At 69.1% G+C, this 15,167-nt stretch carries 15 protein-coding genes; 9 read left to right on the top strand and 6 right to left on the bottom strand.

Annotated features, from left to right (window positions below):
- The first annotated feature begins 94 nt into the window (after positions 1-94).
- From recA to T333_RS30515, 3 genes are all read left to right on the top strand, one after another.
- Positions 95-1,138 (top strand): recombinase RecA, encoded by a 1,044-nt coding sequence (gene recA, locus T333_RS30525; RefSeq protein WP_067841747.1) that lies wholly within the window; start codon positions 95-97, stop codon positions 1,136-1,138.
- A gap of 349 nt (positions 1,139-1,487) precedes the next feature.
- Positions 1,488-2,078 carry a recombination regulator RecX gene (gene recX, locus T333_RS30520; RefSeq protein ID WP_354999519.1) on the top strand — a complete coding sequence of 197 codons (591 nt, stop codon included), beginning with the start codon at positions 1,488-1,490 and terminating at the stop codon, positions 2,076-2,078.
- Positions 2,079-2,328: 250 nt separating this feature from the next.
- Entirely contained in the window at positions 2,329-3,183 is an 855-nt protein-coding gene (locus T333_RS30515; RefSeq protein WP_496426656.1) for a 3-hydroxyacyl-CoA dehydrogenase, read from the top strand.
- A 75-nt stretch (positions 3,184-3,258) separates the two neighbouring features.
- Here T333_RS30515 and T333_RS30510 read toward each other — a convergent pair whose 3' ends face one another.
- The 4 genes from T333_RS30510 to T333_RS30495 form a co-directional block, all read right to left on the bottom strand.
- Positions 3,259-4,155, bottom strand: a complete 897-nt coding sequence (locus T333_RS30510) for an amino acid ABC transporter permease (protein ID WP_354999521.1) — start codon at positions 4,153-4,155, stop codon at positions 3,259-3,261.
- Positions 4,152-4,823, bottom strand: a complete 672-nt coding sequence (locus T333_RS30505; RefSeq protein ID WP_141809667.1) for an amino acid ABC transporter permease — start codon at positions 4,821-4,823, stop codon at positions 4,152-4,154. The genes T333_RS30510 and T333_RS30505 overlap by 4 nt, the downstream gene beginning before the upstream one ends.
- 98 nt (positions 4,824-4,921) lie before the next feature.
- The gene (locus tag T333_RS30500; RefSeq protein WP_354999522.1) at positions 4,922-5,755 is read right to left on the bottom strand and encodes a glutamate ABC transporter substrate-binding protein; all 834 of its coding nucleotides are present in this window, start codon (positions 5,753-5,755) and stop codon (positions 4,922-4,924) included.
- 49 nt (positions 5,756-5,804) lie between these two features.
- A complete protein-coding gene (locus T333_RS30495; RefSeq protein ID WP_357254202.1) occupies positions 5,805-6,533 on the bottom strand; it encodes an amino acid ABC transporter ATP-binding protein in 729 nt (242 codons plus the stop codon).
- A 263-nt stretch (positions 6,534-6,796) separates the two neighbouring features.
- Between T333_RS30495 and miaB the strand changes: the two genes are divergently transcribed.
- The gene (gene miaB, locus T333_RS30490; RefSeq protein WP_496426655.1) at positions 6,797-8,329 is read left to right on the top strand and encodes a tRNA (N6-isopentenyl adenosine(37)-C2)-methylthiotransferase MiaB; all 1,533 of its coding nucleotides are present in this window, start codon (positions 6,797-6,799) and stop codon (positions 8,327-8,329) included.
- 230 nt (positions 8,330-8,559) lie between these two features.
- The gene (locus tag T333_RS30485; protein WP_496426842.1) at positions 8,560-9,138 is read left to right on the top strand and encodes an Rv2732c family membrane protein; all 579 of its coding nucleotides are present in this window, start codon (positions 8,560-8,562) and stop codon (positions 9,136-9,138) included.
- Between the two features lie 165 nt (positions 9,139-9,303).
- On the opposite strand, the gene T333_RS30480 is transcribed toward T333_RS30485, so the two are convergent.
- Entirely contained in the window at positions 9,304-9,882 is a 579-nt protein-coding gene (locus T333_RS30480) for a VanZ family protein (RefSeq protein ID WP_496426654.1), read from the bottom strand.
- 48 nt (positions 9,883-9,930) lie between these two features.
- Complete coding sequence (locus T333_RS30475) at positions 9,931-11,310, bottom strand: DUF349 domain-containing protein (RefSeq protein ID WP_354999525.1); 1,380 nt, start codon at positions 11,308-11,310, stop codon at positions 9,931-9,933.
- Between the two features lie 266 nt (positions 11,311-11,576).
- On the opposite strand from T333_RS30475, the gene T333_RS30470 reads away from it, so the two are divergent.
- The 4 genes from T333_RS30470 to dapF are packed head-to-tail and all read left to right on the top strand — an operon-like array spanning position 11,577 to position 15,010.
- Positions 11,577-12,344, top strand: a complete 768-nt coding sequence (locus T333_RS30470) for a class III extradiol ring-cleavage dioxygenase family protein (protein ID WP_496426653.1) — start codon at positions 11,577-11,579, stop codon at positions 12,342-12,344.
- Positions 12,344-13,264, top strand: coding sequence for a tRNA (adenosine(37)-N6)-dimethylallyltransferase MiaA (miaA, locus tag T333_RS30465; protein WP_496426652.1), 921 nt, complete (start codon positions 12,344-12,346; stop codon positions 13,262-13,264). The genes T333_RS30470 and miaA overlap by 1 nt, the downstream gene beginning before the upstream one ends.
- Positions 13,261-14,097: a TrmH family RNA methyltransferase gene (locus T333_RS30460; protein WP_354999528.1), complete on the top strand. Its 837-nt coding sequence runs from the start codon at positions 13,261-13,263 to the stop codon at positions 14,095-14,097. Before miaA ends, T333_RS30460 begins: the two co-directional genes overlap by 4 nt.
- Positions 14,098-14,128: 31 nt before the next feature.
- Positions 14,129-15,010, top strand: a complete 882-nt coding sequence (dapF, locus tag T333_RS30455) for a diaminopimelate epimerase (protein WP_496426841.1) — start codon at positions 14,129-14,131, stop codon at positions 15,008-15,010.
- Positions 15,011-15,167 lie beyond the last annotated feature (157 nt).

The following is a 15,167-nucleotide window of genomic DNA, read 5'->3' as shown; positions in this document are numbered from 1 at the left end:
CTAGTCTTGTCCCCAGAACTTGTCGGTGCCGCCCTCTAATGTGGGCGCCAACCACAGATCGAGAGACTTACCCGTCGAAAAGGGGACCAAGGACATGGCACCACAGGCGTACGACCGCGACAAGGCGCTCGAGCTCGCGCTCGCCCAGGTGGAGAAGAGCTTCGGCAAGGGCGCGGTGATGCGGCTGGGCGAGGAGGCCCGTCAGCCCATCTCGGTGATTCCGACCGGATCCATCGCGCTGGACGTCGCCCTCGGCATCGGCGGTCTGCCGCGGGGCCGCGTCGTCGAGATCTACGGCCCGGAGTCCTCGGGTAAGACCACCGTCGCGCTGCACGCGGTGGCCAACGCGCAGGCGGCTGGCGGCGTCGCGGCGTTCATCGACGCCGAGCACGCTCTCGACCCGGACTACGCGCGCAAGCTCGGCGTCGACACCGACGCGCTGCTCGTCTCCCAGCCCGACACCGGTGAGCAGGCGCTGGAGATCGCCGACATGCTGGTCCGCTCCGGCGCCATCGACATCATCGTCATCGACTCGGTCGCCGCGCTGGTGCCGCGCGCCGAGATCGAGGGCGAGATGGGCGACAGCCACGTGGGTCTGCAGGCCCGCCTGATGAGCCAGGCGCTGCGCAAGATGACCAGCGCGCTGAACAACTCCGGCACCACGGCCATCTTCATCAACCAGCTGCGCGAGAAGATCGGCGTCATGTTCGGCTCGCCCGAGACCACCACCGGTGGTAAGGCGCTGAAGTTCTACGCCTCGGTGCGTCTGGACGTGCGCCGCATCGAGACCCTCAAGGACGGCAGCGACGCGGTCGGCAACCGCACCCGCGTCAAGGTCGTCAAGAACAAGGTCTCGCCGCCGTTCAAGCAGGCCGAGTTCGACATCCTGTACGGGCACGGCATCTCCAAGGAGGGCTCGCTCATCGACATGGGCGTCGAGCACGGCTTCATCCGCAAGTCGGGCTCCTGGTACACCTACGAGGGCGACCAGCTGGGCCAGGGCAAGGAGAACGCCCGCAAGTTCCTGCTGGAGAACACCGACGTGCGCGACGAGATCGAGAAGAAGATCAAGGAGAAGCTCGGTATCGGCGCCGACGTGACCGCGGACGCCGCGGGCGAGGTGCCCGCCGATTTCTGAGTCCGCCTCCGGTCGGCCGCCACGCCGTACCGATCGAGCCGCCACCGAGCGGCCCGATCCGGTGCACGACATGCGGCGCCGACTGCACGAACTCCTGTCCGCCGAGGGGCGATCCGTGGAAAGCCGCGGACCCCGCCCCGTCGGACGGGAGCCGGGACCGGTCCGGTCGGCCGATGGTGGTTCGGCCGATTCGGACATCCTGGGAGCCCGGTCGAGCTCGCCCGATCCGCAGCGGGCGGGCTCGACCGGGGCCCCGCACCAGTCCCGGCGCGAACGGCGGAACACCTACCGCCGCAACGACTCCCGATCGGTCGATACTGGTCGAAACACCGGCCGACGGGTGGATCCGGTGGCGGCCGGATCCGAAGGGGATGCGCGGGAGACGGAGGCGGGCGCCAGCCGGTCGACGTCGGAACGCACCCCCGAAGGCGGGACGGTCGAGCAGGCGAAGGAGGCGTGTCTTCGTCTGCTCGCCGTCCGCGCCCGCAGCCGCGCCGAACTGGCGCAGCGCTTGGCCGCCAAGGGATACACCGCCGAGGTCGCCGAGCACGCGCTCGACCGCCTCGTCGAGGTCGGTCTCATCGATGACGCCGCCTTCGCCGAACAGTGGGTGCACTCCCGGCATGCCTTCTCCGGCAAGGGCAAACAGGCCCTCGCCCAGGAGTTGCGCCGCAAGGGCGTCGCCCCCGCTGACGCCGCGCCCGCACTGGAAGCGATCAGCTCCGACGACGAACAAGCCCGCGCCATCGAACTGGTCCGCCGCAAACTCCGGACCCTGCCCCGCGACCTCGATCGTGACAAGGCCATCCGCCGCCTCGTCGGCATGCTCGCCCGCCGCGGCTACGGCCAATCCACCGCCTTCACCGTGGTGAAAGCCGAACTCGCCCAAGCCGACTGGGCCTCCGAACCGCTCGACGAGCCGGACGACCCACCGGACTGATCTCCCTCGCCCGGTGGGCGGCGGGCGGTTTGCCGCATTGTTACTCGAGCCTGTCGCTTATGTCCGATACCGGGCGGTCGTTCGGCGGCGGGACGGGGTGCGCGCGACGATGATGAGGTTATGGAGTCCACGGAAAGTGGGGTCGTGTCGCGCGAAGTCCGCGCCGTGGCTCCGGTGATCGTGGGGTCCGTCTCGCTGCCGTGCACATGTCGGGGTGGTTCGTGCCCCGCGACAAGGGAGGAGAACGAGTATGGCCATCGATATTCGTAAGGTGACGGTCCTGGGGACCGGGGTGCTGGGTTCACAGATCGCGTTTCAGACCGCGTTCCGCGGCTTCGACGTCACGGCCTACGACATCGACGAACCCGCGCTGGAGGCCGCGCGGGAGCGTTTCGCCAAGCTCGCGGCGATCTACGTGGCCGAGGTGGCGGGCGCCGAGGGCGGCAAGGCGGAGCAGACGGCGTCGAGCCTCGCGCTCACCACCGATCTCGCGGGCGCGGTGAAGGACGCCGATCTGGTGATCGAGGCGGTGCCGGAGGTGCTGACCCTCAAGCAGGAGCTCTATCGCCACCTCGGCGAGGTCGCCCCCGAACGGACCATCTTCGCGACGAACTCCTCGACCCTGCTGCCCAGCGACATCAAGGACTCCACCGGTCGTCCCGACAAGTTTCTGGCGCTGCACTTCGCGAACATGGTGTGGAAGTTCAACACCGCCGAGATCATGGGCACACCCGAGACCGATCCCGCGGTGTTCCGCGCCCTCGTCGACTTCGCCGAGGCGATCGGCATGGTCCCGATCGAAGTGCACAAGGAGAAGGCGGGTTACGTGCTCAACTCGCTGCTCGTGCCGTTCCTGAACTCGGCCATGGCGCTCGGCGCGGGCGGCTACGCCGACCCGGAGGCGGTCGACAAGACCTGGCGGATCGCCACGGGCGCGCCGATGGGCCCGTTCCAGATCCTCGACGTCATCGGCCTCACCACCCCCTACAACATCCTCGTGCACGGCGACGAGGACGCGCAGCGCCTGGCAACCTGGCTCAAGGACAACTACATCGACAAGGGCAAGCTCGGTATCGCGACCGGCGAAGGGTTCTACCGGTACTAGCGCCCATCCTGGAAAAACGACGGGAGAGAAGTGGTAACCCACCACGGCGAGCCACCACTTCTCTCCCGAACTTCCTTACGGCTTCTTCACCACGTCGACACCCGGCGCGGCGTCGGTGATGATCGAATCCGCCGCCAGGACGGTCCCGCCCTTACCGCGCTTGCGGGCCCGAAGCCGTCGCTCCAACTTGGTCGCCACCAGCGTCAGCGTGCTGTTCAGCGCGATCATGATGATCGCGACGACGATCAGCGCCGGAATCGTGTTCCGCTCCGCCGCGCCGAGCTGCTGGCCCGAGCGGACGATCTCGATGTAGGTGATCTGGTAACCCAGCGCCGTATCCTTCAGTGCCACAACCATTTGCGAGATCAGCGCGGGCAGCATGGCGGTGATGGCCTGCGGCAGCAGGATCAGCCGCATCAGCTGGTTCTTGCGCATGCCGAGCGCGACCGCGGCCTCGGTCTGGCCCTTGGGCAGCGAGCGGATACCCGCGCGCACGATCTCGGCGATGACCGAGCCGTTGTAGATCGTCAGCGCCGTCACCACCGCGGCGAGCGCGAGGTCGTCGGACTTGAACAGGTCGTATTCGCTGTAGAGGGCGAACAGGAAGATCATCAGGATCAGCACGGGGATGGCCCTGGCGAACTCGACGACGGCGCCCGCGATCAGCCGCACCGAGCGGTGCTCCGAGAGGCGCAGTATGCCGAAGACCATGCCGATCACCAGCGCGAAGACGATCGAGATCAGCGCCGCGACGACGGTGCCCTTCAGACCCGGCCACAGGTAGGTCGACCAGACGTCGCCCTCCAGGAACGGCTTCCACTTCTCGGCCTCGAACTGGCCTTTCTGCTCGAAGGCGCGGAACAGGAAGTACCCGGCCGCCAGCACGGCGACGATGACCACCGCCGTGTAGAGGTTGTTGCGCAGCCGTGCCTTCGGGCCCGGCGCGTCGAAGAGAACGGAAGCGCTGGTCATCGGGCGACCTCGTATCGCTTGGCGAGCCAGCCGAACAGCAGGCCCGTCGGCAGGGTGATGATGACGAAGCCGAGGGCGAAGATCGCGCCGATGGCCAGCAGCGCGGCCTCCACCTCGATCATCTCCGCCATGAGCTTGGCGGCTTCGGCGACACCGATCGCGGCGGCGATGGTGGAGTTCTTGGTCAACGCGATCAGCACACTGCCCAGCGGCGCGATCACGGAACGGAAGGCCTGGGGGAGTACCACCAGCCGCAGGTTCTGCGTGAAGCTGAAGCCCAGCGACCGGCCCGCCTCGGACTGGCCGAGCGGCACCGTGTTGATGCCCGAGCGCAGCGACTCGCAGACGAACGCGGCGGTGTAGACGCTGAGGCCGACGATCGCCCAGCGATAGTTGTTGTCCTCGATGGAATCTCCCGCCAGCTTCCAGCCGAGCGCGGAGTACAGGCCGAGCGAGCAGAAGACGATGATCAACGTCAGCGGGGTGTTGCGGAAGATCGTGACGTAGGCGGTGCCCACCCAGCGGGCGACCGGTACGGGGGACACGCGCATCGCGGCGACGATCGTGCCGAGTATCAGCGCCCCGACCGCGGAGAACGCGGTCAATTTGATCGTGACCCAGAAGGCTTCCAGGATCTTGGTGTCGTATTCCGAGATCAGATCGAACACGGCGGGCGCGTCCCTCCCATCGGTGCGGTGTGGTTCATCGGTGGTGAGCCGAGCGGGTGGTCCGGAGGATCGCCCCGGACCACCCGTGTGTGGAATCTCTAGTAGCGGTTGACCTGCGGAGCGGGCGAGGGCGTGAAGCTCGCGCCGCCGACCGTCTGCTGGATCGCCTTGGCCCAGGAGCCGTCGGCGATCATCGCCTCGATGGCGTCGTTGATCTTGTCGCGAGTCTCCTGGTCGCCCTTCTTCAGGCCGATGCCGTAGTTCTCGGTGGTGAACGGCTTACCGACCACCTTCAGCTGGCCCGGCGACTGCGCGGCGAAGCCGGCGAGGATGATGTCGTCGGTGGTCACCGCGTCGACCGAGCCGTTGCGCAGCGCCTCCACGCACAGCGAGTAGGTGTCGAACTCCTGCAGCTGAACGTCCTTGGCGTACTTCTCCTTGACGTTCTGCGCGGGCGTCGAGCCCTTCACCGAGCAGAGCTTCTTGTTGCCGGTGAGGGATTCGACGCCGGTGATGTCGGTGTTGTCGGCCTTCACCAGCAGCGACTGGCCCGCCACGTAGTACGGGCCCGCGAAATCGACCTTCTCCTTGCGCTTGTCGCTGATCGAGTAGGTGGCGACGATGAAATCGACCTGGCCGTTCTCGATCAGCGTCTCGCGCTGCGGCGTCGGCGCTTCCTTGAAGGTGATGGCGTCCGGCTGCACGCCGAGCTTCCCGGCGACGTACTTGGCGACCTCGACGTCGAAGCCGCTGTAGGAGCCGTCCTTGTTGCGCAGACCGAGACCTGGCTGGTCGAACTTGATGCCGACGGTCAGTTTGCCTTCCTTGGCGTGATCGAGGGCGCTGCCCTCGTCACCGCCGCCGCAGGCGGTAGCGGCCAAAGCCAGGGCGATCGCCCCGACACCGAGTCGAAGTGCACGGTTGATCCTCATCGAGTTCCTAACTCCTTGTGTTTCGATGCCGTCGTCTGTGCCGGGCGCGTCAGTGGCTGAGAATCTTGCCCAGGAAGTCCTTGGCGCGCTCGGACTTCGGCGCGGTGAAGAACGTTTCGGGCTCGGTGTCCTCGACCACCTGACCGTCGGCCATGAACAGCACCCGGTTGCCCGCGCGGCGCGCGAAGCCCATCTCGTGGGTGACCACCAGCATGGTCATGCCCTCCTTGGCCAGCGAGACCATCACCTCGAGCACCTCGTTGACCATCTCCGGGTCCAGCGCCGAGGTCGGCTCGTCGAACAGCATCACCTTCGGGTTCATCGCCAGCGCGCGGGCGATGGCCACGCGCTGCTGCTGCCCGCCGGAGAGCTGGGCCGGGTACTTCTCGGCCTGGTTGGCGATGCCGACGCGCTCGAGCAACTCCATGGCGCGGCTTCGTGCCTGGTCCTTCTTGACTTTGCGCACCTTGAGCGGCGCGAGCATCACGTTCTCGACGATGGTCTTGTGCGCGAACAGATTGAACGACTGGAACACCATGCCGACATCGGCGCGCAGCGCGGCGAGCGCCTTGCCCTCCGCGGGCAGCGGCACGCCGTCGATGGCGATGTCGCCGGAGTCGATCGGCTCGAGCCGGTTGATGGTGCGGCACAGGGTCGATTTCCCGGAACCCGAAGGGCCGAGGACGATGACGACCTGTCCCTTGGGGACCTCGAGGTTGATATCGCGCAACACGTGCAGGTCACCGAAATGCTTGTCAACGTTGCGCATCGAGATCATCGGCGGCGCGCTGGTGGCGGGGCCCTTGTCCAAGCTCGTGGCGTCCCCGGTCGTGTCGGGCGCGGCGGCGGCGTCGGTCATGGTTCTCGACCTTAAGGGGAAAAACCGAATTTGCCCCGGTTTCCGCGACACACCGTGACGCCACACCGCGTCGTCACAGCTCTGTAACCTGGCGGCGGCTTCCGCGCTCCGACCGCGGCGAGGCCCGGAGCCTGCGGCGATGCGCTGGAAGCCCGCTCGACGGGCCCCCGTACCCTTAATGGGTGGATTCGATCGAACAGGTTGTGGCGGGAGTACGCAGTTACGAGGTCCGCACCTTCGGTTGCCAGATGAACGTGCACGACTCCGAACGCTTGTCCGGCCTGCTGGAGGACGCGGGCTACGTGAAGGCCGCGCCGGGGGATACGGCGGACCTCGTGGTCTTCAACACCTGCGCTGTCCGCGAGAACGCCGACAACAAGCTCTACGGCACGCTCGGCCACCTCGCCCCGATCAAGGCGGGCAGACCGGGCATGCAGATCGCGGTCGGCGGCTGCCTGGCGCAGAAGGACCGCGACACCGTCGTGCGCAAGGCGCCGTGGGTGGACGTGGTGTTCGGCACGCACAACATCGGCTCGCTGCCGGTGTTGCTCGAGCGCGCGCGGCACAACGAAGAGGCCCAGATCGAGATCCTGGAATCGCTGGAGGCGTTCCCCTCCACCCTGCCCGCCAAGCGCGAATCCGCCTACGCCGGTTGGGTCTCGATCTCGGTGGGCTGCAACAACACCTGCACCTTCTGCATCGTGCCGTCGCTGCGCGGCAAGGAGGTCGACCGCCGTCCCGGCGACGTGCTCGCCGAGGTGCAGGCGCTGGTCGACCAGGGCGTGCTCGAGGTGACTCTGCTGGGTCAGAACGTCAATTCCTACGGCGTCAACTTCGTCGACCCGACCGAGCCGCGCGACCGCAGCGCGTTCGCGAGACTGCTGCGCGCCTGTGGCGACATCGACGGTCTCGAGCGCGTCCGCTTCACCTCGCCGCATCCGGCCGAGTTCACCGACGACGTGATCGAGGCGATGGCCGAGACGCCGAACATTTGCCCGCAGCTGCACATGCCGCTGCAGTCCGGCTCGGATCGGGTGCTCAAGGCCATGCGGCGCTCCTACCGCAAGGCCCGCTACCTGGGCATCATCGAGAAGGTCCGCGCGGCCATGCCGCACGCCGCCATCACCACCGACATCATCGTCGGCTTCCCCGGCGAGACCGAGGAGGACTTCCAGGAGACCCTGGACGTGGTGCGGCAGGCCCGGTTCACCAGCGCGTTCACCTTTCAGTACTCGAAGCGGCCCGGCACCCCCGCCGCCGACATGCCCGACCAGCTGCCCAAGCAGGTGGTTCAGGAGCGGTACGACCGGCTCATCGCGCTGCAGGAGGAGGTCTCGCTCGAGGCCAACCGCGCGCTGATCGGCACCGAGGTCGAACTGCTCGTCGCGGAGGGCGCGGGCAAGAAGAACGCCGCGACCGCGCGGATGAGCGGGCGCGCCCGCGACGGCAGGCTGGTGCACTTCCGGCCCGGCGGCACCGCCGAGACGGTCCGCCCCGGAGACGTGATCACCGTCGACATCACCGAGGCCGCGCCGCACCACCTGATCGCGGACGCGCCGATCAAGACCCACCGCCGCACCCGCGCGGGCGACGCGCACGAGCGCGGCGTCACGCCGAAGACCGAACCGATCGGCGTCGGCCTCGGACTGCCGACGATCGGCGCGCCGGTCCTCGAGCCGGTCGCCTCCGGCTGTGCGACAGGCTGCGACGCATGAGCACGCGCCCCGGCGCGGGAGACGACGAGAACCCTCGCAAGGGCTCCGACGATTCCGCGCGGGGCGCGGACTCCGTGCAAGGCGCGACGCCCGAATCGGAATCCGGTACTACCGCGCGTAGTGGGTCGGCCGACGCCGCGACCGACGGTGCTGGCACAGTGGACCCGGACAAGCACGATCATCCAGTCGAAGGAGACGACAGCGCCGTGCGCGAAGGAGACAACAGTGCTGTGAACTCGGTCGAGAGCAGCGGGGACTTCGAGCAGTTCCGCGACGACCTCGACGCCGTCGAGCGCCGCATCGCCGGGGAGATCGATCCCGGCGTGCGCGCGATGGTGGTGGCCGGTGCGGTGTTCCTGCTGCTGTTCTCGCTGGTGCTCTCGCACGCGGGCAGCGCGCGCGGTTTCGACGTGCTGCTCAGCACCGACACCACCCGCATCGAGCACATCGGGCTGCCCTCGCGCATCTTCGTCTGGTTCGTCGTGGTGTTCGGCATCGGCTTCTCGCTGCTGGCGCTGATGACCAGGCGGTGGGTGCTGGCCTGGATCGCGGTCGCTGGTTCGGCCATCGCCAGCGTGTTCGGCGTCTTCGCCATCTGGCACCGCCAGACCCCGGGCCTCGGCAACTACATCGGCGCGGGTCCCGGTATCGGCCTGATCCTCGGCACGCTGGCCGTCATGGTGCTCACCTTCCACTGGATCCGCGTGGTGTGGAGCCGCACGGCTATGCAACTGGCCGCCGAGGAGCAGCGCCGCAACGCCGCGGCCGCCGCCGAGGAACGCGACCGCCGCCGTTTGCTCGGCGACTGAATCCGCCCCGCGAGGCGATTGCCTCGAGGCGATTGTCCGCCCTCGACGCGATGATCCCGCGCCGTGCGTGAGGCGATTGTCGTCGCGGCGATCGTGCGCCTTCGACGCGATGATCCCGCCCCGTGCGCGCGTCGATCGCAGCGCTGATCTACACGATGTGCGCTGTCAGGTGCTCCAGCCGAGGCGAAGCAACATTCGCTCGCTCTGTGAGCGGCCGGTCTCGCGGCGTGTGACATGCGTCCGCGCGAGCAGCGCGCCCAAGCCCGCCCCCGCCGCGTTCATGAGCACGTCGTCCACGGACGAGACTCGGCCCAGGTCGAACACGTACTGGGCGATTTCCAACGTCGCGGATACCGTCGCGCCCACCAACACCATCCGGGCCACGCCCGCGAACCGAGGCAGGCGCAGCGGAAGAAAGAAACCAAGCGGTACGAATAGCAGCGTGTTCGCCCCGACCTGAACGACCGCGCTCGACGACGAGTCGGTCAGCGTCGCGACGAGATCCCGCAGCGGCACCGCGCTGATCGAGCCGACGCCGTCGACCGGAGTCAAGATCATCCAGATCCACGGCAGCGTGCCCGCGACCAGACCGACCTCGGCCACCGTGTACCGCAACGCGGGATTCCGGTCCCACCCGCGCCGCAGCCGCCAGCGCGTCGTCCACCAGATCGCCGCGAGCACCGCGGGCGCCGCGCAGGCCCACACGGTCAATACGTGGCCCCACGCATCCCACACCTGTCGCACCAGGCCGACGCTACCGGAGCGGCCGAAAAACCTTGGCCGCCAGCGAAATCAGCGGTTGCTGACAGCGCCTTCGGCGGCCTCGGCCCACTCGCGCCACTGCTTGGCCTGCTCGAGCGCCTTCTCGGCGTCGCGCTGCTTGCCCGCCGCCTGCGCCTTGGCCGCCTGCTCCTCGAACTGAGCGACCTTCTCGCGGAACTGGGCGGCGCGCGCCACGGCCTCCGGGTCGGTGCGCCGCCACTGGGCGTCCACCGCGTCGCGGACCCGCTTCTCGATGGTCCGCAGCTTGCCCTCGAGCTCCTGGATGCGTTCGCGCGGGACCTTGCCGATGGCGTCCCACTTGTCTTGCAACTCGCGCAGCTGCGCCCGCGCGGTGTCCAGACCGCCCGCGGGGTCGATGTGCTCGTAGTGGTGCAGCAGGTCTTCCTTGGCGGCGGCGTTCGACTCGAACTCGGCGTCGCGCTCGGAAACCGCGGCGTTGCGCGCCGCGAAGAACACGTCCTGCGCGCTCTTGAAGCGCCGCCACAGCGCCTCGTCGGCCTCGCGCGGGGCGCGACCCGCGGCCTTCCACTCGGTCAGCAAATCGCGGAAGACAGCCGCGGTGCCGACCCAGTCGGTGGAGCCGGACAGCTCCTCGGCCCGCACACAGAGTTCTTCCTTGCGCGCTTTGGCGGCGGCCCGCTCGCGGTCGAGTTCGGCGAAGTGCGCGCCGCGGCGGCGGTTGAAGGATTCGCGGGCCTTGGAGTAGCGCTTCCACAGCGCGTCGTCGACCTTACGGTCCACGCCGCGGATCGACTTCCACTCGTCGAGGATCTCGCGTAGCCGATCGCCCGCGGCCTTCCACTGGGTGGATTCGGCGGCGATCTGCTCGGCCTCGGCGCACAGCGCTTCCTTGCGCTCGGTGTGCTCGTGGCGGGCCCGCTCCTTCTCCTCCTTGGCGTGCGCGGCCGCTTCCTCGGAGTGTTCGGTGATCGCCTGGAGCCGCTTGGCCAGCTCGTCGATGTCGCCGATGACGGCGGCCGTGGGCAGCGATTCGGCCAGCGCGAGCGCGGCGGCCTTGGTCTTGCGCGCGTCGGCGCCCGCGGCGAGCCGCGCTTCCAGCAGCGCGACCTCGGTGGCGAGGTCGTCGAAGCGGCGGCCGAAGTGCGCGAGGCCCTCGGCGGCGTCGCCCGCCTGCCAGGAGCCGACGATCCGCTCGCCCTCGGCCGTCTTCACCCAGGCGGTGCCGTCCTCGTCGACCCGGCCCCAGCGGCTGGGGTCGGTGACGGTCGGTACGACCACCGGATGCGGGTGCTGCTGGGCGGCCGGGCCCGGGGCGGGCTTGACCGCGTGCGGCTTGGGATGGGCTGACGGGCCACCGGGCTTCGGGGCACCGGAGGGGCGCGGTGTCGTGCCGGGATTGGCCTTCGCGGTTCCGTTGCTGTCGGTCATTGTTCTCCGTCCCTGCCGCGCGTCACGGCTGCCTGGTTACGCCCTAGCTCATCCCATTGAACCCGGTCCGAGCCCTCGAGACCATCTGATCTACGCTCTTCCCGGGCTGGGACCCGGGACCGGCAACCCGTGGTGACCTGGGTTGTCGCATGTCGACACTATCAATCTCATGGCGAATTGACGCTACAGACACTCGAAGCCGACCGGGGTGCGTCTCGGTACCGCCGTGCGCCGGCCCCGCTGCCCGAACAGATACGGTTTACCGCGTGTTCAGTATTGCGGCCCTGGTCCCGTCGCCGCCGATCCTGGTGCCCGAACTAGGCGGCGCCGCGGCGGTGGGCAGCGGGGCGGATCCGGACGACCCACCCGCGGTACTGCGCGCCGCCGCGCTCGACGCGGCCCGGTCGCTCGCGGCGGTGACGCGGCGGTGGACGGTGCTCGGCGTCGGATCCGCCGACGATGTGTTCGGACCCGAATCCGCCGGAACCTTCCAAGGTTTCGGCGTGGATCTCCGTGTCGCGCTGGCTGATTCGGCCACCGCGCCCGGGTTTGCCGCCGATCCGCGGCTGCCGCTGCCCGTCTTGATCGCCGGATGGTTGCGGGGACGGGTCGCGCCGGACGCCCGCGCCACCGCGCGCCTGACCGCGGCCGACACTTCGGCGGCGCGGTGCCTGGAACTGGGCGCCGAACTACGCGCCGAGCTCGACGCGGACGACGAGCCGCGCGGCGTCCTGGTCGTCGCCGACGGCGCCGCCACCTTGACCGTCAAGTCGCCCGGATATCTCGATGAGCGCGCGGTCCCGCTGCAAGCCGAGCTCGACCGGGCGTTGAGCGCGGGGGACCGGGCGGCGCTGCGCGCGCTCGATCCGGCGCTGTGCGCCGAGCTGGCCGTGTCGGGGCGCGCCGCCTATCAAGTTCTGGGCGGTCTGTTCGCCGTGGATCCGTCCGATCCTTCCGTCGAAACCCATTACCGGGACGCGCCTTTCGGAGTTGGCTATCACGTGAGTGTCTGGCGACCGGAACGGGAGGTGTGATGAGAGTGCCGATCGCGGTGGTCGGCCCCACCGCCACCGGCAAGTCCGATCTGGGCTTGGATCTCGCGGCCCGCCTCGACGGCGAGATCGTGAACATCGACGCCATGCAGCTCTACCGCGGCATGGACATCGGCACCGCCAAGCTGCCCGTCGCCGAACGCCGCGGCATCCCGCACCACCAGCTCGACGTGCTCGAGGTGACCGAGACCGCGAGCGTGGCCACCTATCAGCGCGCGGCCTCCGCCGACGTCGAGGACATCCTGGCTCGCGGCCGCACGCCGGTCATCGTCGGCGGCTCGATGATGTACGTGCAGGCGCTGCTGGACGAATGGGAGTTCCCGGCCACCGATCCGGTGGTGCGCGCCCGCTGGGAGCAGGTGCTCGCGGAGCAGGGCGTCGCCGCCGTGCACGCGGCGCTGCGCGCGGCGGATCCGGTCGCCGCCGACACCATCCTGCCCACCGACGGCCGTCGCATGGTGCGGGCGCTGGAAGTCGTGGAGCTCACCGGGCAGCCGTTCGCGGCCTCGGCGCCCACCATCGGCGCGCCGCGCTGGGACACCGTCATCCTCGGCGTCGACCGCGACACCGCCGAGCTGGACGCGCGCATCGAGCGGCGCACCGCGCTCATGTTCGAGACCGGACTCGTCGACGAGGTGCGCGGCCTGCTCGAGCACGGCCTGCGCGAGGGCGTCACCGCGCGCCGCGCCATCGGCTACGCGCAAGTCCTCGCCTACCTGGACGACGAATACGACCTGAACCACGCCAGGGAACGCACCCTGATCGGCACTCGCCGCTACGTGCGCAGACAGCGTTCCTGGTTCCGCCGCGATCCCAGGGTGCGCTGGGTGGACGGTGCCGATCCCGACCTGTTCGGCGCGGCGATGCGGCAGATCGACAACACAGAACGGAACTCGCTGTGACCCGACGTGTCAGCACCCGAAACGCCTCGGTGCAGGTGTGGCAGGCCTACTTGAACAATCGCACCAAGCGCCACCGCGACAGCCGGTTCTTGGTGCAGGGCGTGCGACCGATCACCCAGGCGATCGCCAACGGATGGCCGCTGGAGACCCTGCTCTACCGGCTCGGCGCGCCCGACCTGTCCGGCTGGGCCAGGGAGGTGCTCGACACCACCGACGTGCCGCAGGTCGGGCTGGTGCCGGAGCTGATGGCGGAACTCGGTGAGAAGGCGAGCAACATACCGGAATTGGTCGCCGTCGCGATCTCGCGCCAGCCCGAGCTGGACACCTTCGAACCCGGTGAACCCGGCGAGGACGCGCCGGTGATCGTGGTGTTCGACCGCCCGAACTCGCCGGGCAATCTCGGCACCCTGATCCGGTCCGCGGACGCCTTCGGCGCCTGCGCGGTGATCGTCACCGGTCACGGCGCCGATCAGTACGACCCGCAGTCCGTGCGCGCCTCCACCGGCTCGCTGTTCGCGGTCCCGGTCTATCGCGCCGCCGGACCCGCGCAGGTGCTCGCGCTGCGCGACCGCCAGGTCGCCCGCGGCATCCCGACCAGGATCGTCGGCACCGACGAGCACGGTTCGCACGCGGTGTTCGACCAGGACTTCACCGAGTCGACCATCCTGGTCATCGGCAACGAGACCAGCGGGATGAGCGCCGCCTGGCAGGATGCGTGCGACGACCTGGTCTCCATCCCCATGGGCGGCACCGCCAGCTCGCTCGGCGCGCCCTCGGCGGCCGCGGTCGCACTGTACGAAATTTCCCGGCAGCGCCGGACGTTTGCCAGATGACGACGACGAGGAGAACACACACGTGACGGACATCGAGTTCACGAAGGGGCACGGCACCCAGAACGACTTCGTGGTGCTGCCCGACGAGGATGTCCGGCTCGAACTGACCGAGGACCGCGTCGCCGCGCTCTGCGATCGGCAGCGCGGCCTCGGAGCCGACGGCGTGCTGCGGGTCGCGCGCGCCGGTGCGCTGCGGGACGCGGGCGTGCTCGCGGACCTCCCCGAGGGCGTCGGCGCGGACGACTGGTTCATGGACTACCGCAACGCCGACGGCTCGATCGCGGAGATGTGCGGCAACGGCGTGCGCGTCTTCGCCCACTACCTGACCGCGACCGGGCGCGAATCCCGCGCGGAGTACGTGGTGGGCAGCAGGGCGGGCGCTCGGCCGGTCGTGGTGCACGCGGGCGGGCCCGTCGTGGGCGAGGTCACCGTCACGATGGGCCGAGTGAAGCAGCTCGGGGAATCAACGGCGACCATCGCCGGTTGGGCTTATCAGGGGATCGGCATCGATGTCGGCAACCCGCATCTGGCCTGCGTGGACTCCGGTCTGACCGCCGAGGCGCTCGGCAAACTCGATCTGAGCGTCCCGCCCGGCTACGACCCGGATCTCTTCCCGCACGGGGTGAACGTCGAGATCCTGACCTCCCTGGACGCGGACCGTTCGGTCGACATGCGCGTCTACGAACGCGGCGTCGGCGAAACCCGTTCCTGCGGAACGGGAACCGTCGCGGCGGCCGCGGCGGCGCTGGCCGCCGACGGCTTCGACATCGCCGAGGACACCGGCCAGGTGACGGTGCGGGTGCCCGGCGGCGCGGTCACCGTGGGCCTCGAGGGCGGCGCGGCATGGCTGCGCGGACCCTCGGTGCTGCTCGCCACCGGCACGCTGGCCGAACAGTGGTGGAACGGGCGCTGAGCGCGCCCCGAAATAACGGAATGCGCCGGGTCGTCGCACCTGGCAGCATGGATGGTGTATGAGGAATTCAGAGACGTACGACATCAATCCGGCCGACGACGACTTCGACTTCGTCGACTCGGCCGACGACACCGCGCGCTCCGGTGACGTGGTGGCC

The sequence above is a fragment of the Nocardia sp. CNS-044 genome (assembly GCF_059570515.1).
Note: the sequence above shows the minus strand (reverse complement) of the source record. Positions and strands in the feature narration are given on the sequence as shown.

Excerpts from the sequence above, each read along its gene's own strand:
- recA (WP_067841747.1), top strand. The coding sequence starts at position 95 with ATGGCACCACAGGCGTACGACCGCGACAAGGCGCTCGAGCTCGCGCTC.
- T333_RS30510 (WP_354999521.1), bottom strand. The coding sequence starts at position 4,155 with ATGACCAGCGCTTCCGTTCTCTTCGACGCGCCGGGCCCGAAGGCACGG.
- T333_RS30475 (WP_354999525.1), bottom strand. The coding sequence starts at position 11,310 with ATGACCGACAGCAACGGAACCGCGAAGGCCAATCCCGGCACGACACCG.
- T333_RS30515 (WP_496426656.1), top strand. The coding sequence starts at position 2,329 with ATGGCCATCGATATTCGTAAGGTGACGGTCCTGGGGACCGGGGTGCTG.
- miaA (WP_496426652.1), top strand. The coding sequence starts at position 12,344 with ATGAGAGTGCCGATCGCGGTGGTCGGCCCCACCGCCACCGGCAAGTCC.
- T333_RS30495 (WP_357254202.1), bottom strand. The coding sequence starts at position 6,533 with ATGATCTCGATGCGCAACGTTGACAAGCATTTCGGTGACCTGCACGTG.
- T333_RS30500 (WP_354999522.1), bottom strand. The coding sequence starts at position 5,755 with ATGAGGATCAACCGTGCACTTCGACTCGGTGTCGGGGCGATCGCCCTG.